An 18,992-nucleotide genomic window follows, 5' to 3' on the forward strand; every position below is an offset into this window, starting at 1 on the left:
GGTCATTTGACGGTCAGGCCACTAGCATAGTGAGCCCTGACCGTTAGATGTTCTCTTTGCCATGTCCCGTCCTCAACGCCCCGTTTCCCGCCGCCCTGGCGCGAAACCCTCCCCTTCAGCCCCGCGCCGTGTCGCCAAGGCGCCGCCGGCCGAGCCGAAACTGATCCTGTTCAACAAACCGTTCGATGTGCTGACGCAATTCAGTGATGGCGAAGGACGCGCGACGCTCAAGGATTACATCGATGTACCGGGAATCTATCCGGCCGGACGACTGGACCGCGACAGCGAAGGCTTGTTGCTGCTGACCAACGACGGTCAGCTTCAGGCGCGGATCGCTGATCCGAAACACAAACTGGCCAAGACCTATTGGGTGCAGGTCGAGGGCGAACCGAGCGCCGAGCAGTTGCAGCGCTTGCGTGACGGCGTCGAATTGAATGACGGCATGACCTTGCCCGCCGAGGCGCGGCAACTGGACGAACCCGAGTTGTGGCCGCGCAATCCGCCGGTGCGCTTTCGTAAAAGCGTGCCGACCAGTTGGCTGGAGTTGGTTATTCGCGAAGGACGCAACCGCCAGGTGCGGCGCATGACCGCAGCGGTCGGTTTGCCGACGCTGCGCCTGGTACGGGTCAGAATCGGTGACTGGACGATCGAAGGGCTCGATCAGGGACAGTGGAAAGAAGTGTCGGCGCGCTTATAAGGCGCCGGACTCGATCAGGCCGATCACCACGCTCTTGATGACGAACGCCGCCACGCCCAGGCCCAGCACGAAGAACAGAATGAACGAGCCAAAGCGCCCGGCCTTGGACTTCTTCGCCAGATCCCAGACGATGAAACCCATGAAAATGATCAGGATGCTGACCAGTCCGGTCATCATCCACTCTTCGAAAACGGCAGGATCCATCGAACATCTCCAGCGCGGGCGTGGCTAAAAGGGCGCGGGGAGTATACGCCCGCGCGGGTTCGCGCTGTATTGACCTGCGTCGGTGTGTCGCAGTCATTCGTCGCCCGGCCTGACAACCGACCTGCTCTTGTAGGAGCTGCCGCAGGCTGCGATCTTTTGATCTTGCCTTTTAAAAACAAGATCAAAAGATCGCAGCCTCGTTTCACTCGACAGCTCCTACCAGCTCCTACCAGCTCCTACAGGCGCCTACAGAAGTGCTACTTAGCTACGCAGATGAGTCAACGGCAGTTCAGTGCTATTGAGCACCTGATTCAGCACAAAACTCGACCGCACACTGGTCACCCCTTCAATCCGGGTCAGATGCCCGAGCAGCAGTTTCTGGTAGTGATCCATGTCCGGTACCACGACCTTGAGTTGATAGTCGGCATCCATTCCGGTCACCAGGCTGCATTCGAGCACTTGGGGCAGGGTGCGGATGGCCGCTTCGAAGTTTTCGAAACGCTCCGGCGTGTGACGGTCCATGCCGATCAGTACATAGGCCGTCAGGCTCAGGCCGAGCATTTTACGGTCGAGCAGGGCGACCTGGCGGGAAATGTAGCCGTCGTCTTCCAGTTGCTTGACCCGCCGCGAGCACGGCGAAGGCGACAGGCCGATGCGCTCGGCCAGCTCCTGGTTGGAGATGCGCGCGTCGCGCTGCAATTCCGCCAAAATACTCAGGTCGTAACGGTCGAGCTTGCTCATCAAACGGTCCTTTGTCGTAACTATTGCGGAGGATTATGTATCCGTGGTTAAAAATTGCGCAAGTGATGTTTAATCAAGCAATCTTCGCAATCCTCTGCCGGCGCTCCCGGCCTATTCTTATCACCAGAATCACTGCTCGGACAAACAGTCCAGTGCGGCTCGCCCAATCAGGCCCGCCGCGGTCGCCACCCCCACCGGGGATGTGCCGGCCCCCGAGCTACACACTGTCCAGAAGACGGCGTGAGGTGAGCCGGCGCCACAAGCGTCGAGCCAGGACGAAGTTCTCCAAGGGGAGGCCGACGGGTCTCCCCTTTTTCTTGCGTGGAATTTGCTGCCGTGAATAAAAGAGCGGCCCTCAATAAATAAGTTGCGTGACAGATAACCTGTAGCAGAACCGGCCCGTGCTTTCCCAGTCTTATGTACAGGCCCTAGCACGCAATGAGGAAAAGCATGAAGTCGCGCATCTGGCGTTTGGCCGGCGTTGGTTTGCTGTGTGTCAGTGTCACGGCGCAAACGATGGCCGATGAGCCACAAAACCATGACCGTGATGGCGGGCAACACGGCCAGGGCGGGCATCGGGGTGACAATCAGGGCCATGGTGGCAACAACCCGCCGCGCCCGCAAAACAGCCAGCCGCAGAGCGAGCCTCGTGCGCAGAACAACGACAACCGCCAGTACGAGCACAACGGCCAGAATCAGCATCAGAACAATGGCCAGTGGCAGAACCGTCCAGCGCCGGATTTCAACAGCCGGGTTCGCTCGCCGCCGCCTGCGCCGCAGTTACCGGCCACTGACATGCCGATCCAGCCTCGTCCCGACACCGTGCACCAGACCCAGCCGCCGCAGCGCGGTTACTACCAGGACCAGCCGCGTCGCAATAATTACAACCAGCGCTGGAATGGCTACACAGTCGCACCGTCCTATGACAATCACATGCAGGGGCGCTCGAGTGGATACGGTAACGGCTGGGGGCCAGGCCCCAGGTATCGCCCCGGCCAGATGATCGACCGCTTCCCCGAACGCCACTTCCGCGTGCCTTACCGTGGCATGGATTACTACTATTCCGGCGGTTACTGGTATCGCCCGCTCGGCCCGCGCTATGAAGTGGTGAAGCCACCGCGCGGGATTCGCGTCAGATACCTGCCCGATTACGCCCAGCAAGTGTTCATCGGCGGGGCACTGCTGTTCCTTGCGGCCGGTTCGTATTACGCCTATGAGGAAAGCACTCAGGACTACGTCGTGGTCGAGCCGCAGGTTGGCGAACCACCGGCCGGCAGCAATGGTTATGACGTGGAGGCGTATCCGGCCAACGGTCAGTCGACGGAGCAGGTCGGTCGGGATGGCTACGAGTGTTATCAATACGCGGTGCAGCAGAGTGGTTTCGATCCACGAACCGCTACCTACCAGCCAGACCCGTCGGTGGTGCAAGCCTACCGACAGGCCCAGGGCAACTGCCTGAGCAGTCGCGGTTATCAGGTGAATTACTGAACCCGGGCGGCTTTCACCACTTCCCGCGGGTCGGCGTGCACCAGCACTTCGGCGCGTGGGTAGGCGTTGTGAATGGCCGCGGCAGCCTGATCGCTGATGCCGTGGGCGACTGACAGCGTCAGTTCCCCCGGCAACTCCAGATGTAACTGCACAAACCACTGGTTGCCGGAGATCCGCGTACGCAAGTCATGGGCACCCAACACACCGGGTACGCTGCACGCCAATTCCAGCATGTGCTGGCTGACATCCGGCGGCAGTTCTTCATCCATCAACACCGCAAAACTCTCCCGGGCGATCCGCACTGCGCTCCAAAAGATATAAGCGGCGATGCCCAGGCCAAACCAGGCGTCGACCTGATCCCAGCCAAACCCGGCCAGTACCAGCGCCAGCAGAATGCTGCCGTTGAGCAACAGGTCCGAACGGTAATGCAGCGAGTCGGCACGCACCGCGTTGGAGCCGGTAGCCTTGACCACCCGATGTTGCAACATCAGCAAGGCCAGGGTCAGGGCGAGCGAGAACACAATCACACCGATGCTGATCCACGGCGCGCCGACCGGTTCGGGATGTTTCAGCCGATCAAAGGCCTGCATTGCAATCAGTACCGCACTGCCGCCAATGAACAACGCCTGGGCCATGCCCGACAACGACTCGGCCTTGCCGTGGCCGTAGCGATGATCGTCGTCGGCCGGACGCAGGGCGTAATGCACCGCCAGCAGGTTGAGTAATGAGGTGACGCCGTCGAGTGCCGAGTCGGTGAGCCCGGCGAGCATGCTCACCGAGCCGCTCAGCCACCAGGCAATGGCTTTGGCGACGATCAGGGTGCACGCCACCGCCACCGAGGCACGGGTCGCCAGCCGCAGCAGGCGGGCGTGTTCGGAGCTGGAGGTCATAATGGCCATCGTTACTTGAAGAGTCCTTTTGCGCGCAGGGATTATGCGGCGGGTTGCAGGCCGAACATCGCCAGTTGCTGAGTGCTGCCTTTGCTCTGGATCAGGCGTGGATCGTCCAGCGGGAAGCTTCGGCCCAGTTCGCTTTCCAGAATAGTCTGTAACTTGCGGTTATCGACTTTACCGTCGGGGCCGATGGCGTCCTTGAGTTTTTGCGGGTCGACCTGGGCGGTCTTGCCCGGTTCGAAGTAAATCGCGCCGGTGGCGAAGTCCACGGCAAACGCGATCAGGCCGGGGATGATGTAGAACAGCAGGCCAACGGCGTCGAGCGCGGCGATGGCCGGGTCGATCTTGCCTTCGATCTGGCCACGGCGATCGGGGTAGAAGATCGAACCGCAGGCCGTCACTTGAGTCAGCAAGGTTGCGACCAGAACACCGCCAATCAGGCGAAAGGGAGCACGCATATGAAATCTCCTGAGTAGAACGCCAATAACGTTACTGGTTAGAGCCCAGACTACGCCAAACAGTTCGCCGTTATACTCGCCGCTCTGTTTTGGAGCCAGCATGATTTCTTTGCCGATCGATGAAGTTTTACCCGCCCTGCGTGAAGCCCTCGCTACACGCCACGAAGCCGTGCTCGAAGCGCCGCCCGGTGCCGGTAAAACCACCCGCGTGCCTTTGGCCTTGCTCAACGAACCGTGGCTGGCCGGGCAGACCATCCTGATGCTCGAACCCCGCCGGTTGGCCGCACGCGCAGCAGCGGAGCGGCTGGCCAGTGAGCTGGGGGAGAAGGTCGGCGAAACCGTGGGTTATCGCATTCGCCTCGACAGCAAGGTCGGCCCCAACACTCGTATCGAAGTGGTCACCGAAGGCATCCTCACCCGGCGCCTGCAGGACGACCCGGCGCTGGAAGGCGTGGGTCTGCTGATCTTCGATGAATTTCACGAGCGCAGTCTCGACGCTGATCTGGCGTTGGCCCTGAGCCTCAATGGCCGCGAACTGTTCCGTGACGATCAGCCGCTGAAAATCCTCTTGATGTCCGCCACGCTCGAAGGCGAACGCTTGGCCGGGTTGCTCGACGACGCGCCGATCTTGCGCAGCGAAGGGCGCATGTACCCGGTGGCGATGCGCTGGGGGCGGCCGTTCCAGTCGGGTGAATTCATCGAGCCGCGCCTGGTGCAGACCATCCTCGAAGCCTTGAACGACGAGACCGGCAGCGTGCTGGTGTTCCTGCCGGGGCAGGCGGAAATCCGTCGCGTGCATCAGCAACTGGCCGATTCTCTGGGCGATAACCCACAAGTTTTGTTGTGTCCGTTGCACGGTGAGCTGGACCTGGCGGCACAACGGGCGGCAATCGATCCGGCGCCACCGGGCAAGCGCAAAGTGGTGCTGGCCACCAACATCGCCGAAACCAGTTTGACCATCGACGGCGTGCGCGTGGTGATCGATGCGGGGCTGGCGCGGGTGCCGCGTTTCGACCCTGGCAGCGGCATGACCCGTCTCGACACCCAACGCATTTCCAAGGCCAGCGCCACCCAGCGTGCTGGCCGGGCCGGGCGCCTGGAGCCCGGGGTGTGTTATCGCCTGTGGTCCCAGGACCAGCACGAGCAACTGGCGGCCTATGGCAGCGCAGAAATCCTTTCGGCGGACCTCGCCGGGCTGGCCTTGCAACTGGGGCGCTGGGGCGTGACACCGGGGCAACTGGTGTGGCTCGACGTACCGCCAGCCGCTGCTTATGCACAGGCCCAGGATCTGCTCGAACGCCTGGGAGCACTGGAGGGTGAAGCGCTGACCCGTCACGGTCAGGCCATGGCCGAACTGCCGGCGCATCCGCGCATCGCGCATTTGCTGTTGCGTGGCCAGGCACTGGGTCTGGCGGACATGGCCTGCGATGTCGCGGCGCTGCTCGGCGAGCGCGATATCTTGCGCGGCGGCGGGGCGGACTTGCACAGCCGACTGGTATTGCTGTCTGGTGAAGAGCGGGCCGCACGCGGTGCCCAGGGGGGCGTGCAGCGCGCACGGCAACTGGCGCGGCAGTATCGTGGTTACCTGCGCGGCAAAGCGACGGAGCCGGTCAGCGATCCGGATCATCCGCGCTGGCTCGGCGCGTTGCTGGCGCTGGCCTATCCCGACCGGGTCTCCCAACAACGGCGCGCCGGTGGTGCGGAATATCGCTTGGCCAACGGACGTGCCGCACTGTTCGCCGAGGCCGACAGCCTGATGAAGCAGCCGTGGCTGGTGATCGCCGATCTGGGCAGTCGTCAGGGGCAGCGTGAGGAGCGGATTTACCTGGCGACGGACTTCGATCCGGCGCTGTTCGATTCAGTGCTGGCAGAGCAGGTGCGCTGCGTCGATCAGCTGGATTGGGACGAGCGTGAAGGCGTGCTGCGGGCCGAGCGTCAGCGCAAGGTTGGTGAACTGATCCTCAGCCGCGAGCCGCTGACAGGCCTCGACGAAACTGCTCGCAGCCAGGCGCTGGTAAACCTGGTGCGGCGCAAAGGCCTGGAGCTGTTGCCGTGGACTCCGGAGCTGCGTCAGTGGCAGGCGCGGGTCGCGTTGTTGCGGCAACTGGACCTCGCCGGCAAAGGCGAGAGCGAATGGCCGGACGTTAGCGACGCGGCGCTGCTCAAAAGCCTGGAACAGTGGCTGATGCCGTATCTGGGCAAGGTTTCCCGGCTCAGTCACTTCGCCAATCTGGACCTGTCGAACATCGTCCACAACCTGCTGCCGTGGCCGCTGCCGCAGCGGCTGGACGAGCTGGCGCCGCATCATTTGAGCGTGCCGTCGGGCTCGTCGATTCGTCTGGACTACAGCGAGCAGCCGCCGATTCTGGCGGTGCGTTTGCAGGAGTTGTTCGGCCTGGCGGAAACCCCGCGCATCGCCGGGGGGCGGCAGGTAGTCAAGCTGCATCTGTTGTCCCCGGCGCGGCGGCCGGTGCAGGTGACCCAGGACCTGGCGAACTTCTGGCGCAGTACCTACGCCGAAGTGAAGAAGGATTTGAAGGGGCGTTATCCCAAACATTACTGGCCGGATGATCCACTGGTGGCCGAAGCCACCGCGCGGATCAAACCCCGTAAATAACGGCTGAACGCTGAACGCTGAACGCTGAACTCTGTGGCGAGGGGGATCACTGCGATCTTTCGGATTTCGCCGTGAGTTGTTCGCGGCAATAGTCCGCGAACAACTGCGCCGGTTTGGTCAGTTGCCCGCGCTTGAGCCAGGCCGCTACCAACCCTGAACCGGTGACGTTTTCGGCAATGTCCACGCACACCACTTTCTGCCCGTCGTAGGTGCACTCCGAATGCGGCTTGGTCACCAGTATCGAAAAACCAAAGCCCTGGCCGACCATGCCGCGCACCATCTCGATGGATGGAGAGCTGAAGGCGATGCGTGGGGTCAGGCCCAGCTCATCGAACAGGCTGACGAAGTACGTCCGGCTCGGCTGTACGTCCAGAAGAATCATCGGCTCCAGGCACAGATCCCGCAGCGACACTTGTGCCTGTTGGGCAAAGCGGTGATCCGCCGGTAGTAATGCGTAAGGTCGTTGCGCCGGCATCAGCGGTTCGGTTTCGATGGTGCCGTCCAGATCGTGCTCGTAAAGGATCGCCAGATCGAAGGCGCCGGAGGTCAGGCCCTGTACCAACTCCTGCTGCTCGCCGTCGCGAATGCGGATTTCCACGCCCGGATACAACGCCGAGAACCCCGCCATCAGTTGCGGCAGGTACAGCGGCGCGACGGTTTCGAAACAGCCAATATCGATCTGCCCGGACACCACATCGTTGTCGGCCAGGGCGTTCTGTTCGAACTCCCTGGCCATGCGCAGCAGTTCCTGGGCCTTGCGATAGAAGCGCGCACCGCTGGGGGTCAACGACACACCCTGGGCGTGATGGCGGATCAGCAATTGCACACCGAAGCTGTCTTCCAGCCCTTTGATGGCCGTGGAGATCGAAGGCTGGGCGATGTACAGCTTGCGCGAGGCTTCGGCGACGCTGCCGCATTCGACGGTGGTGATGAAGTATTTCAGTTGACGCAGATTGTAGGCAGCCACAGCAAACCTCGGGGGAGAACGGATCAGGCATCCGGGCAATTTGCGCGCCACCCCTATCCGCTCGGGCAGCGATTTGTTGTGGTTGAACAATAACCACATGCGGCACCAGAAGGGAGATTGGCTACGTAGTTTTTTCTTGGCCTGCGAACACATTTTTACTGGTTTTCCACCGCTTGGGCCTGAGCGACTATCCAATACACAAGAATGTCCTCTGGAGCATCTGAACGTGTTCGAGCTTGAGTATTGGCAACGCAAGGCCGCTTCCCTGCGGTTTCCCGACCAGGCGGTGATCGGCGGCCAGCACCGCGCGGCGCAGTCGGGGCAGACTTTCGCCGCGATCAACCCTGCTACCGGGCAATGCCTGGCCAACGTTGCCGCTTGCGGCGAAGAAGACGTGAACGCGGCGGTGCGTAATGCGCGGCAGGTCTTCGAGGCGGGCACCTGGGCGGCGCGCCCGCCGACCGAACGCAAGCAGGTGCTGTTGCGCCTGGCCGACTTGATCCTCGAAAACCGTGAAGAGCTGGCGCTGCTCGACTCGCTGAACATGGGCAAACCCGTCGCCGATGCCTACAACATCGACGTGCCGGGTGCCGCTGGAGTGTTCCGCTGGTACGCCGAAAGCCTCGACAAACTCTACGATCAGGTCGCGCCGAGTGCGCAGAATGTGCTGGCGACCATTACCCGCGAAGCCCTCGGCGTGGTGGCTGCCGTGGTGCCGTGGAATTTCCCCCTGGACATGGCGGCGTGGAAACTCGCCCCGGCCCTGGCCGCCGGTAACTCGGTGATCCTCAAGCCGGCCGAGCAGTCGCCGTTTTCCGCCCTGCGCCTGGCTGAACTGGCGCTGGAAGCCGGTGTACCTGCGGGTGTGTTGAACGTGCTGCCGGGCCTCGGCGAGCAGACCGGCAAGGCCCTCGGCCTGCACCCGGACGTCGACTGTCTGGTGTTCACCGGCTCCACCGAAGTCGGCAAATATTTCATGCAGTACTCGGCCCAGTCGAACCTCAAGCAGGTGTGGCTGGAATGCGGTGGCAAGAGTGCGAACCTGGTGTTTGCCGATTGTCAGGACCTGGATCTGGCGGCCGAGAAAGCCGCATTCGGCATCTTCTTCAATCAGGGTGAAGTCTGCTCGGCCAACTCGCGGTTGCTGGTGCAGCGCTCGATCCATGACGAATTCGTCGAACGCCTCAAGGCCCAGGCCGAACGCTGGTTGCCGGGGGATCCGCTGGACCCGTCGAGCGCCGCCGGGGCCATCGTCGACAGCCGTCAGACCGCGCGCATCATGAAGTTCATCCAGCAGGCCGAGCAGCAAGGCGCGAGCAAAGTCTGTGGCGGTCGACAGTCGATCTTCAACGGCTCCGACAACTTCATCCAGCCGACGATTTTTACCGGTGTGACCCCGGACATGCCGCTGTTTCGCGATGAAGTGTTCGGCCCGGTACTGGCCGTCACGGCGTTCGACGATGAGGCCCACGCCTTGCAACTGGCCAACGACAGCGTCTACGGTCTGGCGGCTTCGCTGTGGACCGACGACCTCAATCGCGCTCACCGTGTGGCGAGACAATTGCGGGCCGGTACGGTGTCGGTCAACAGCGTCGATGCGCTGGACGTGACCGTGCCTTTTGGCGGCGGCAAGCAGTCGGGTTTCGGTCGCGACCTGTCCCTGCATTCATTCGATAAATACACCCAGTTGAAGACCACCTGGTTTCAATTGCGCTGATAACAAAACGGAGAACTGGCGATGACCACACCACGTGACACCCGCGACTATCAGGCCGCCGACGCTGCGCACCACATCCATGCGTTCGTCGATCAGAAAGCCCTCAACGACGAGGGGCCACGGGTGATGGTCCGTGGCGAGCGCCTGCACCTGTGGGACAACGATGGCCGGCGTTACCTCGACGGCATGTCCGGGCTGTGGTGCACCAACCTCGGTTACGGGCGCAAGGACCTGGCCTTTGCTGCGAGCCGGCAGCTGGAACAGCTGCCGTACTACAACATGTTTTTCCACACCACCCACCCGCAGGTGATCGAACTCTCCGAGTTGCTGTTCAGCCTGCTGCCGGGTCACTACAGCCACGCGATCTATACCAACTCCGGCTCCGAAGCCAACGAGGTGTTGATCCGCACGGTGCGGCGTTACTGGCAGGTACTCGGCAAGCCCGAGAAGAGAATCATGATCGGCCGCTGGAACGGTTACCACGGTTCGACCCTGGCCGCGACGGCACTGGGTGGCATGAAGTTCATGCACGAAATGGGCGGCATGATTCCGGACATCGAGCACATCGACGAGCCGTACTTCTTTGCTCATGAGGGCAACCTGACGCCGGCGGAATTCGGTCTGCGTGCAGCACAGCAACTGGAAGCGAAGATTCTCGAGCTGGGCGCCGGCAAGGTCGCAGGCTTCATCGCCGAACCGTTCCAGGGCGCGGGCGGGATGATCTTCCCGCCTGAAAGCTACTGGCCAGAAGTCCAGCGTATCTGCCGCAAGTACGACGTGCTGCTGTGCGCCGATGAAGTGATCGGTGGCTTTGGTCGTACCGGCGAATGGTTTGCCCATGAGTACTTCGGTTTCGAGCCGGACACCCTGTCCATAGCCAAGGGGCTGACCTCGGGCTACATCCCCATGGGCGGCTTGATCCTGTCGAAAAAAATGGCCTCGGTGCTGGTGGAGCAGGGCGGTGTGTTTGCTCACGGCCTGACCTATTCCGGGCACCCGGTGGCGGCAGCGGTGGCGATTGCCAACCTCAAGGCCTTGCGCGATGAAGGCGTGGTGACGCGGGTCAAGGATGACATCGGCCCGTACCTGCAACAGTGCCTGCGCGAAGTGTTCGGCAAGCACCCGCTGGTGGGGGACATCCAGGGCACCGGCATGGTCGCGGCGTTGCAACTGGCCGAAGACAAATCCACTCGCAAGCGTTTCGCCAACGAGAACGACATCGCCTGGCGCTGCCGTACGATTGGTTTTGAGGAGGGGGTGATCATTCGCTCGACCTTGGGCCGGATGATCATGGCGCCGGCGTTGATTGCCAGTCGTGAGGAGATTGATGAGCTGATCAGCAAGACCCTGAAAGCGATGGATCGCACGGCGCAGGAGTACGGTCGGCTCTGACTTTGTAGCGTTCTTGCGGGCCTCTTCGCGGGCAAGCCCGCTCCCACAGGATTTGTGTCGGCCGCACGTTTTGGGCACGACATATAACCTGTGGGAGCGGGCTTGCCCGCGAATGCTATGGCCGACTCAACACATTTTCAACGTCTTGCACCCACCTCGGGCATCCCCGCCTACAGCGCCCTTTCGCGGTGCGCGCTAACGAGTTTTTTCATCGTTCGCATCCACATATTTCCTCATTTTCCTAATCCCGCCCTTGGGCCAACATCGATCTCGCCAGCCCGCCCAATGCTGCCCGCCGAAGGGTCCCCAAGAGACCACAGGTTGCAGCCGATTCAGGGCTCGCCGTACTGCCCATGACAAAACCAAATCAACAGCTTTGGGAGTGCTCCATGATCAAGTCCTTGCTTACCCGCGTTGCCCATCCACTGGCGGTCACCGCCATCGCCGCGACGGTCGCCACCAGCGCCCAGGCCGGCACCCTGTCCATCGGTCATACCACCTGGGTCGGCTACGGCACCCTGTACCTGGCCCAGGACCTTGGCTACTTCAAGGAAAACGGTTTGACCGTCGAGTTGCCGGTGGTCGAGGAAGCGGCGATGTACATGGCCGCACAGGCTTCCGGCGAGTTGTCCGGCTCGGCGTCGACCATCGACGAGGTGCTCAAGTACCGTCCGCAATTCTGCTTCAAGGCCGTGGCCGCGCTGGACGACAGCCATGGTGGCGACGGCGTGCTGGTCGGCAAGGACGTCAAGAGCCTGCAGGAACTCAAGGGCAAGGCCGTTGCGGTCAACGAAGGTTCGACCTCGCAGTTCTGGCTGTCGTATCTGCTGAAAAAACACGGTATGAGCATGAGCGACATCACCGTGCAGAACATGACGGCCGACGACGCCGCCACCGCGTTCATCGCCGGTCGCGTACCGGCCGCCGTGACCTGGGAACCGCACCTGTCGATGGTTCGCGACAAGCAGCAGGGCAAGGTGCTGATCGACAGCAGCAGCACGCCGGGGGTGATCGTCGACGTGGTCGCACTGAACTGCACGGTCATCGAAAAGCAGCCGGAAGACGTCAAGGCACTGGTGGCCGGTTTGTATAAAGCCGTGCAGTACACCAAGGATCATCCACAGGAAGCCTACAAAATCATGGCCAAGGGCGTTGGCGGTTACCTGGCCGATCCGAAGGCGCTGGAAGCCGCCGCCCAGGGCGTGCGCTTCTACGATCAGGCCATGAGCGAAAAACTCCTGGGTGCGCCGGGCAAACCGGGTGACAGCGCGCCGCTGATCAAGCTGGCCAACGAGACCGCCAGCGAGCTGCAAGGCAAGCCCTACAACGTCAGCAATGACGACCTGATCGACAACCGCTTCGTCACCCCGCTCTAGGAGGCTGCATGTTCAAGCGCAATTCATGGCTGAGCCGCTGCATCACGCCCAAGACCGGTCTGCCGGTCTCGGTGATCTGGAGCGCGAGCGGTCTTGCCTGGGTGCTGTTGGTCGGCCTGTGGGCCGGCTTGTCCTACGGTGGCGTGGTGCCGGGCATGTTCCTGCCGACGCCGGGTGCGGTGGTCGAGGCCGCCGTGCGCCTCGGTCGCGACGGCACTCTCGGCCAGCATGTGTGGGCCAGCGTCGAAGTGGTGATGGTCGGCTTCATCGTGTCGTCCCTGGTGGCAGTGCCGCTGGGACTGTTGATGGGCAGCTTCCGCATCGTCCAGGCCTTTCTTGAGCCGCTGGTGAATTTCATTCGTTACCTGCCGGTGACCTCGTTCGTGCCGCTGTTCATCCTGTGGATTGGCATCGGTCTGGAGCAACGGGTGTCGGTGATCATTTTCGGCGTGTTCTTCCAGCAACTGGTGATGATCGCGGACGTGTCCAAAGGCATCTCCAAGGATCTGATCAACGCCTCTTACACCCTCGGTTCCAATCGCCGCGATGCGGTGCTGCACGTGATCGCCCCGGCTTCCCTGCCGGGCGTGCTCGACACCCTGCGCGTGACCATGGGCTGGGCCTGGACTTACCTGGTGGTGGCTGAACTGGTCGCCGCTTCCAGTGGCCTGGGTTACCTGAGCCTCAAGGCCATGCGTGGCTTCCAGGTGGATGTGATTTTCCTCGCCATCGCGATCATCGGCCTGCTGGGCCTGGTCACCGATCAGCTGTTCCGTTTCCTACGCCTGAGGATTACCGCATGGGCTCAGTAACTGCCGCCACTCATCGTTTTGTCGCCCCTCAGGCTGCCCCGGTGAACGCGCCTCGGCTGCAGGTGGACAAGGTCAGCCTGCGTTACAAGAAACCCGATGGCGGCACGTTCACCGCGTTGGAGGAGGTGTCGTTCGAAGTGCCGGACCAGCAATTTGCGGTACTGGTGGGGCCTTCGGGTTGCGGCAAGTCGAGTCTGCTGTACCTCACCGCCGGCCTGGCCGAACCGACCTCGGGCGAGATTTACGTCGGCGGCCAGCAGGTGGAAGGCCCCGGTGCGGATCGCGGCATGGTGTTCCAGAGCTACACGCTGTTCCCGTGGCTGACGGTGCGCCAGAACGTCGAGTTCGGCCTCAAGCGGCGCGGCATGCCAGCGGCGCAACGCAAGGACATCGTCGATTACTACGTCAATGAGGTGGGCCTGAGCGGCTTTGCCGACAACTACGCCAAGCAGCTGTCCGGCGGGATGATGCAGCGCGTCGCCATTGCCCGCGCGCTGGCCAATGACCCGCAGATCCTGCTGATGGACGAGCCCTTCGGCGCCCTCGACAGCCAGACGCGCCTGCAAATGCAGCAGTTGTTGTTGCGGGTGTGGGGCAACAGCAAGAAGACGGTGTTGTTCGTGACCCACGACATTGACGAGGCGATCCTGCTCGGCGACCGGGTCTACGTCATGGGCGCCAGACCGGGGCGGATCAAGCAGATTCTGGACGTGCCGATCGAGCGTCCGCGCAACCTGGACATGGTCATGGAGCGCTCGTTCATCGAGATGAAGCGCGAGATCTTCGGGCTGCTGCATGACGATCTGGAGGAGGTGCATTAATCCCGATTCCAGCCCGTGCACCATCCCTGTGGGAGCGAGCCTGCTCGCGAAGGCGTAGTGTCAGTCAATATTGATCTGTCTGACACACCGCAATCGCGAGCAGGCTCGCTCCCACAGGTTTTGCATCTGACTTGAGTGAGGTGCTACGGCGCAGCCGGCAACAGGAACCGGGCAATCACCGGCAAGTGATCGGAGATGCGCAACGTATCGTCCTGCCGCACCATCGCCTCGACCCGTTTGATCCGCGGGCTGTAGAACAGGTAGTCGACGGTCCGGTCCGGGCCGTTCAGCCCGGGATCGTTCGGGTAATGGGTCAGCCAGCGTTCGCGGCCGATACCACTGGCTTCGTTGTTGGTCGGGATCATCGGGTACTTGTCCCACAGGATGTGCAACGGACTGTCGACGGAGTAGGGCGTGCGTTGCGCATCGGGCAGGCGTCGATACTGGCCAAGCGGCAACAGGTTGAAATCCCCGCCGATCAGCCACGGCGTGCCACGGCTTTCGAATTTATCGAGAGTCCTGGCCACGGCGGTCACCTGGTTTTGCGAGGTATTGTCGGCTTGGGTCGCACGCTCCAGATGGGTATTGAACACCGCCAACTGCCCGCCATCACTCAACGGCAAGTAGCTCACCAGCAAAGCGTTTTTGGGTTTGAACTGGCGGCTGAGCGAATTGCCCGAGGTGATGGGCAGTTGCAGGCGTTCGGCATGTTCGATCTGGTAACGGCTCAGCGTCGCCAGTTGCCGTCCGACACTGCCGAAGATATGCGGGTTCGGCACGAAGTCGGCCTTCCAGTCGAAGGCGCTGGTGCCACAGGGATACAAGTCGGCGAGCCGTTCTTGCAGCAGTTTGAGCTGGTGCTGGTAATCGCTGGCCTTGGCGCCGTCGTCCAGTTCCTGCAACAGCACGATGTCCGGTTGTTCGTCGCGAATCACCCGCGCCACTTCGTCGAGGCTGAAAGCCATGTCCTCCGCTGTGGGACGTTCGTCGGTACCGGCGGCCAGGTCATTCCAGAACACGTAGCGCTTGCCGGCCAGGTACTGGACGTTCCAGGTCATCACCTTCAGCGCCTGCCCCGGAACCAGGGAGGGGGCCTGGGCGCTGCAACTGACTGGCAATACTTCTTTGGCGTCGGGGCGCCAGGTCAGGCTGTAGGTCATCGCGGTGATCAGGCCGGTCACGATCAGCAGGCCCAGCAGGGTGTAGCGCAGTAGACGGGTCATGGCTCGGCTTATTAGCGTTACAGGATTGTTCCCGAGCATACCCGAGAGCGATGGTCGCGCCCAAGATCAGAGCGAGCTGTCATTTCTCTCAGGCAACGGGTTGATCAGCATGAACAACCGGAACAGCACCACGCTGGTAAACAGCTGCAGGAAACTGTGGGCGCTGTCGATCAGCAGCGAGATCACCGGGTTTTGCGGTTCCGGATACGCCGCCAGAGTGGCCCCCTTGAGCAGCCACAACGGTCCCATCACACACAGAATGCACAGCAGAATGCGCAGGAAGTGACCGCTGGTCAGGCGCAGGCTTTCCTTCATGGCCGCCAGCGGCGCCAGGCCGCGCAACACCAGCAGGTATTCGCCAAACGCCAGGGTCACCATCAGGTAGATGCCCGGCAGGAAATACAGCGACAGGCCCAGCAGAATCAGCACGGTATTGAGCGCCGTCAGCAGGGCGAAGCGCGGCCACAGGCTCGCCGCCATCGTCAGCAGGTCGCGGTTGCGCGGCGACTCGCCTCGGCTGCGGGCGTCGAGAAACAGAATCAGCGCGGCGGTGTACAGCGGGTACACCAGCAGGCCGACGATCACGCTGATGCCGGGGAAACTGTCCGGCTCCGTGGAGTGATCGACCACTTGTTGCAGCAGCGCCTCAAGCATCACCAGCGGCAGGCACAGCTGCACGATCTGGCCCAGATTGCGCTTGAAGAAATACAGGGAGTCACGCAGGACATCTAACGGATTCATCAGTGGGTATCGCAGGTTGGAAGCAGTGGCTCACTTTAACCGATGAAGTACTCGGGGACGCAAACGTAAACGTTCGGTAAAGGTCATTGAAACATCTTGTTTCAGCCTCCATTAAGGTCGAGCACCTTATCCTCAGTGGAAAAGGGCAACGATTTCCCCCGGCAATCTACGAGGTCGCCATGAACAGCGAAGAACAAACCCTGATCGATGGACTGTTTTCCCGGCTGCAACAGGCCGAAACGGACTCAGCCCCGCGCGACGCCCAGGCCGAGGCGCGGATCAAGGAACACCTGACGCGCCAGCCGGCGGCAGGTTATTTCATGACCCAGGCGATTCTGGTGCAAGAGGCGGCGATCAAGAGCCTCGATGAACAGAACAGGCAACTGACCGGGCAAGTCCAGCAGTTGCAGGCCGAACTGCAACAGGCCAAGGCTCAGGCAACCCCGGCTCCGGCTCCGGGTAGCGGTGGCTTTTTGTCGAGCATCTTTGGCGGCGGCTCTCGTGAGCCACAACCCGCGCCAACCCAGAGCGCATCGTCGTCGAGCGGTGGCTGGCGTGAGCCGGGACGCTCGTCGTTCGGTGCGCAACCACCACAGCAGAATTTCGGCGCGCCGCCGCAAAACTTTCCACAGCAGGGCTATGCACCGCAGCAACAGGCTCCGGCAGCGGCCGGCAGCAGTTTCCTCGGTGGAGCGCTGAAAACCGCGGCCGGCGTGGCGGGTGGCGTGATGCTGGCACAAGGCATCAGCAGCCTGTTCCATCACAATCAGCAACCGGAAGTCGTCGAAGTCATCAAGGAAGAGCCGGCCCAGGTCAACGACCAGGGAAACAATGGCTGGGGCGATGACCAGCGCGTGGCCGGTAACGATTCCTGGAGCAACGATCAGGGCGGGTTCAGCGACGCTGATTACAGCGATGACAACTCATCGCTCTTCGGCGGCGACGACGATTCCTTCGTCTGACCCATATGTGGCGAGGGAGCAAGTTCCCTCGCCACATAGCCGATTATTCGCGGAACAATCCTTCGGGCTGGCATACTGGGCGACCTTTCGGGCCTGGTGCCTGATTCAGCCTTGAGGAAAGCCGGTGAAAAAAATCGCAGTGTTCGCCGATGTCCAGAACCTCTACTACACCGTGCGTCAGGCTTATGGTTGCCACTTCAACTACGCCGCACTGTGGGCTGACATCAGCAAACAGGGCGAGATCGTCGAGGCCTACGCCTACGCCATCGATCGCGGTGACAGTAAACAGCAGCAGTTTCAGCAGATCCTGCGCAACCTCGGTTTCACCGTAAAGCTCAAGCCGTACATCCAGCGCAGCGATGGTTCGGCCAAGGGCGACTGGGACGTGGGCATTACTCTCGACATCATGGATGCCGCCGACCATGTCGATGAAATCGTCCTGGCCTCCGGCGACGGTGATTTCGACATGCTGCTCGAACGCATCATCAGCAAACACGGGGTACAGGCGGTGGCCTACGGTGTACCGGGCCTGACCGCCAACTCGTTGATCCGCGCCGCCAGCCGTTACGTGCCAATCGAAGGCGCGTTGTTGCTCAAGAATTGATTTTTACGGAGTTGAACCAGGTTTGGAACGCATAGCAGTCATCGACTTTGAAACCACCGGGATCTCCCCGAGCAGCAGCTGCCGGGCCACGGAAATCGCCGTGGTGATCCTTGAACAGGGGCGCATCGTCGAGCGTTACCAAAGCCTGATGAACGCCGGCGTGCGCGTCCCGGCCTTCATCGAGCAACTCACCGGCATCAGCAACGCCATGCTGCGCAGCGCGCCGTCGGCGGAGCAGGTGATGAACGAAGTGAATGAGTTCGTCGGCTGCACCCCGTTGCTCGCGCACAATGCCGCGTTCGACCAGAAGTTCTGGGACTTCGAACTGGGGCGGATCAAACGCACCCGCTTGCAGAACTTTGCCTGCTCGCTGCTGCTGGCCCGCCGGCTGATGCCCGCCGCGCCGAACCACAAACTCGGCACCCTGACCACGTTCGCCAACCTGCCCCACACCGGCAAGGCGCACCGGGCCATGGCCGATGCCGAGATGGCGGCTAACCTGACGGCGCACTTGGCCGAAGAGTTGCGCCAGAAGCATGGTCTGCGCGAGCTGTCCCATGACTTGCTGTGCAAGTTGCAGAAGGTCCCTGCGGCGAAAGTGGGCGAGCATCTCAAGCGCTATCGCGGGTTCTGAAAACACCGCCTACCCCCTGTAGGAGCGAGCCTGCTCGCGATGAGCCCGAGATCAGTGCGGGGTGTCAGGTTTCCCGCGTTATCGTTGGCGACCATCGCGAGCAGGCTCGCTCCTACAGGTTGCCTTCGATATGCCCCAGCGGCACCCGCTTCTCGATGGCGCTGGACAGCACAATCGAGGTCTTGCTGAACCCGAACGTGGCAATCCGGTTGATCAGCTCTTCCAGTTCCGGCATCGAGCCCACAGCCGCTTGCATGATCACGCACGGGTCGCCGGTCACCCGATGGCATTCGGTCAATTGCGGGATTTTGATCAGGTCGTCGTAGGCTTTCTGGTTGCCGTGCTGGTTCAGGCGCAGTTCGATCACGCACTGGATCGGCAGGCCAAGCTTGGCCATGTCGACCTTCGCCTGATAACCGGTGATCACACCGCTGGCTTCCAGCTTGGCCACGCGCTCGGCCACGGCCGGGGCGGACAGGTTGACCTTGCGCGCCAGGTCGGCGTAGGACGCGCGACCGTTTTCCAGCAGGGCGCTGAGCAGCATGCGGTCGTATTTGTCCATGGAACGGCTCCTGAAAATGACTGACTTTCGAAAACACGGTTTATCGCAAAAAACTCCGTGTTTTGAAAAGTGTACCGGTACGA

19 protein-coding genes are annotated in these 18,992 nt (G+C 61.9%); 11 read left to right on the plus strand and 8 right to left on the minus strand.

Annotated elements, in window-relative coordinates; translation table 11 throughout:
- The first annotated feature begins 61 nt into the window (after nt 1-61).
- Nucleotides 62-697 (plus strand): pseudouridine synthase, encoded by a 636-nt coding sequence (locus C8K63_RS08805; protein WP_108216362.1) that lies wholly within the window; start codon nt 62-64, stop codon nt 695-697.
- On the opposite strand, the gene C8K63_RS08810 is transcribed toward C8K63_RS08805, so the two are convergent.
- Entirely contained in the window at nt 692-901 is a 210-nt protein-coding gene (locus C8K63_RS08810) for a DUF2788 domain-containing protein (protein ID WP_003185724.1), read from the minus strand. The two genes, C8K63_RS08805 and C8K63_RS08810, sit on opposite strands and share 6 nt — an antisense overlap.
- Nucleotides 902-1,162: 261 nt before the next feature.
- Nucleotides 1,163-1,642, minus strand: coding sequence for an Lrp/AsnC family transcriptional regulator (locus C8K63_RS08815; RefSeq protein ID WP_007937367.1), 480 nt, complete (start codon nt 1,640-1,642; stop codon nt 1,163-1,165).
- A gap of 450 nt (nt 1,643-2,092) precedes the next feature.
- Here C8K63_RS08815 and C8K63_RS08820 point away from each other — a divergent pair, with 450 nt between their 5' ends.
- Nucleotides 2,093-3,130, plus strand: coding sequence for a DUF6515 family protein (locus C8K63_RS08820; protein ID WP_108216363.1), 1,038 nt, complete (start codon nt 2,093-2,095; stop codon nt 3,128-3,130).
- Here C8K63_RS08820 and C8K63_RS08825 read toward each other — a convergent pair.
- Both C8K63_RS08825 and C8K63_RS08830 read right to left on the minus strand, forming a co-directional pair.
- Nucleotides 3,124-4,020, minus strand: a complete 897-nt coding sequence (locus C8K63_RS08825; RefSeq protein WP_108216491.1) for a cation diffusion facilitator family transporter — start codon at nt 4,018-4,020, stop codon at nt 3,124-3,126. The two genes, C8K63_RS08820 and C8K63_RS08825, sit on opposite strands and share 7 nt — an antisense overlap.
- Nucleotides 4,021-4,061: 41 nt before the next feature.
- Nucleotides 4,062-4,481 (minus strand): hypothetical protein, encoded by a 420-nt coding sequence (locus tag C8K63_RS08830; protein WP_007990667.1) that lies wholly within the window; start codon nt 4,479-4,481, stop codon nt 4,062-4,064.
- Between the two features lie 100 nt (nt 4,482-4,581).
- Between C8K63_RS08830 and hrpB the strand changes: the two genes are divergently transcribed.
- Nucleotides 4,582-7,098, plus strand: coding sequence for an ATP-dependent helicase HrpB (gene hrpB, locus C8K63_RS08835; RefSeq protein ID WP_108216364.1), 2,517 nt, complete (start codon nt 4,582-4,584; stop codon nt 7,096-7,098).
- Between the two features lie 46 nt (nt 7,099-7,144).
- Here the strand turns inward: hrpB and C8K63_RS08840 are convergent, their stop codons facing one another.
- The gene (locus tag C8K63_RS08840; protein WP_108216492.1) at nt 7,145-8,065 is read right to left on the minus strand and encodes a LysR family transcriptional regulator; all 921 of its coding nucleotides are present in this window, start codon (nt 8,063-8,065) and stop codon (nt 7,145-7,147) included.
- A 226-nt stretch (nt 8,066-8,291) separates the two neighbouring features.
- Here C8K63_RS08840 and C8K63_RS08845 point away from each other — a divergent pair, with 226 nt between their 5' ends.
- The 5 genes from C8K63_RS08845 to C8K63_RS08865 all read left to right on the plus strand — a co-directional run bounded on the left by C8K63_RS08845 (nt 8,292) and on the right by C8K63_RS08865 (nt 14,183).
- Nucleotides 8,292-9,782 carry an aldehyde dehydrogenase gene (locus C8K63_RS08845; RefSeq protein WP_108216365.1) on the plus strand — a complete coding sequence of 497 codons (1,491 nt, stop codon included), beginning with the start codon at nt 8,292-8,294 and terminating at the stop codon, nt 9,780-9,782.
- A 21-nt stretch (nt 9,783-9,803) separates the two neighbouring features.
- Nucleotides 9,804-11,174, plus strand: a complete 1,371-nt coding sequence (locus C8K63_RS08850) for an aspartate aminotransferase family protein (RefSeq protein ID WP_108216366.1) — start codon at nt 9,804-9,806, stop codon at nt 11,172-11,174.
- Nucleotides 11,175-11,563: 389 nt separating this feature from the next.
- Nucleotides 11,564-12,550, plus strand: a complete 987-nt coding sequence (locus C8K63_RS08855; protein WP_108216367.1) for an ABC transporter substrate-binding protein — start codon at nt 11,564-11,566, stop codon at nt 12,548-12,550.
- Nucleotides 12,551-12,558: 8 nt separating this feature from the next.
- Nucleotides 12,559-13,362, plus strand: coding sequence for an ABC transporter permease (locus tag C8K63_RS08860; RefSeq protein WP_007990681.1), 804 nt, complete (start codon nt 12,559-12,561; stop codon nt 13,360-13,362).
- Nucleotides 13,350-14,183: an ABC transporter ATP-binding protein gene (locus C8K63_RS08865; protein WP_007975815.1), complete on the plus strand. Its 834-nt coding sequence runs from the start codon at nt 13,350-13,352 to the stop codon at nt 14,181-14,183. The genes C8K63_RS08860 and C8K63_RS08865 overlap by 13 nt, the downstream gene beginning before the upstream one ends.
- Nucleotides 14,184-14,326: 143 nt before the next feature.
- Here C8K63_RS08865 and C8K63_RS08870 read toward each other — a convergent pair whose 3' ends face one another.
- Nucleotides 14,327-15,406 carry an endonuclease/exonuclease/phosphatase family protein gene (locus C8K63_RS08870; RefSeq protein ID WP_108216368.1) on the minus strand — a complete coding sequence of 360 codons (1,080 nt, stop codon included), beginning with the start codon at nt 15,404-15,406 and terminating at the stop codon, nt 14,327-14,329.
- Nucleotides 15,407-15,472: 66 nt separating this feature from the next.
- Nucleotides 15,473-16,147 (minus strand): YciC family protein, encoded by a 675-nt coding sequence (locus C8K63_RS08875; protein WP_108216369.1) that lies wholly within the window; start codon nt 16,145-16,147, stop codon nt 15,473-15,475.
- Between the two features lie 179 nt (nt 16,148-16,326).
- Between C8K63_RS08875 and C8K63_RS08880 the strand changes: the two genes are divergently transcribed.
- From C8K63_RS08880 to C8K63_RS08890, 3 genes are all read left to right on the plus strand, one after another.
- Nucleotides 16,327-17,109: a DUF2076 domain-containing protein gene (locus tag C8K63_RS08880; protein WP_108216370.1), complete on the plus strand. Its 783-nt coding sequence runs from the start codon at nt 16,327-16,329 to the stop codon at nt 17,107-17,109.
- Between the two features lie 124 nt (nt 17,110-17,233).
- The gene (locus tag C8K63_RS08885; protein WP_007990686.1) at nt 17,234-17,713 is read left to right on the plus strand and encodes an NYN domain-containing protein; all 480 of its coding nucleotides are present in this window, start codon (nt 17,234-17,236) and stop codon (nt 17,711-17,713) included.
- A 22-nt stretch (nt 17,714-17,735) separates the two neighbouring features.
- On the plus strand, nt 17,736-18,347 hold the full coding sequence (locus C8K63_RS08890; protein ID WP_108216371.1) for a PolC-type DNA polymerase III: 612 nt from the start codon (nt 17,736-17,738) through the stop codon (nt 18,345-18,347).
- Nucleotides 18,348-18,459: 112 nt separating this feature from the next.
- Here C8K63_RS08890 and C8K63_RS08895 read toward each other — a convergent pair whose 3' ends face one another.
- Nucleotides 18,460-18,909: an Lrp/AsnC family transcriptional regulator gene (locus tag C8K63_RS08895; RefSeq protein WP_108216372.1), complete on the minus strand. Its 450-nt coding sequence runs from the start codon at nt 18,907-18,909 to the stop codon at nt 18,460-18,462.
- Between the last annotated feature and the right edge of the window lie 83 nt (nt 18,910-18,992).

Source organism: Pseudomonas sp. GV085 (assembly GCF_003050925.1).
In the GTDB taxonomy this organism is placed as follows: domain Bacteria; phylum Pseudomonadota; class Gammaproteobacteria; order Pseudomonadales; family Pseudomonadaceae; genus Aquipseudomonas.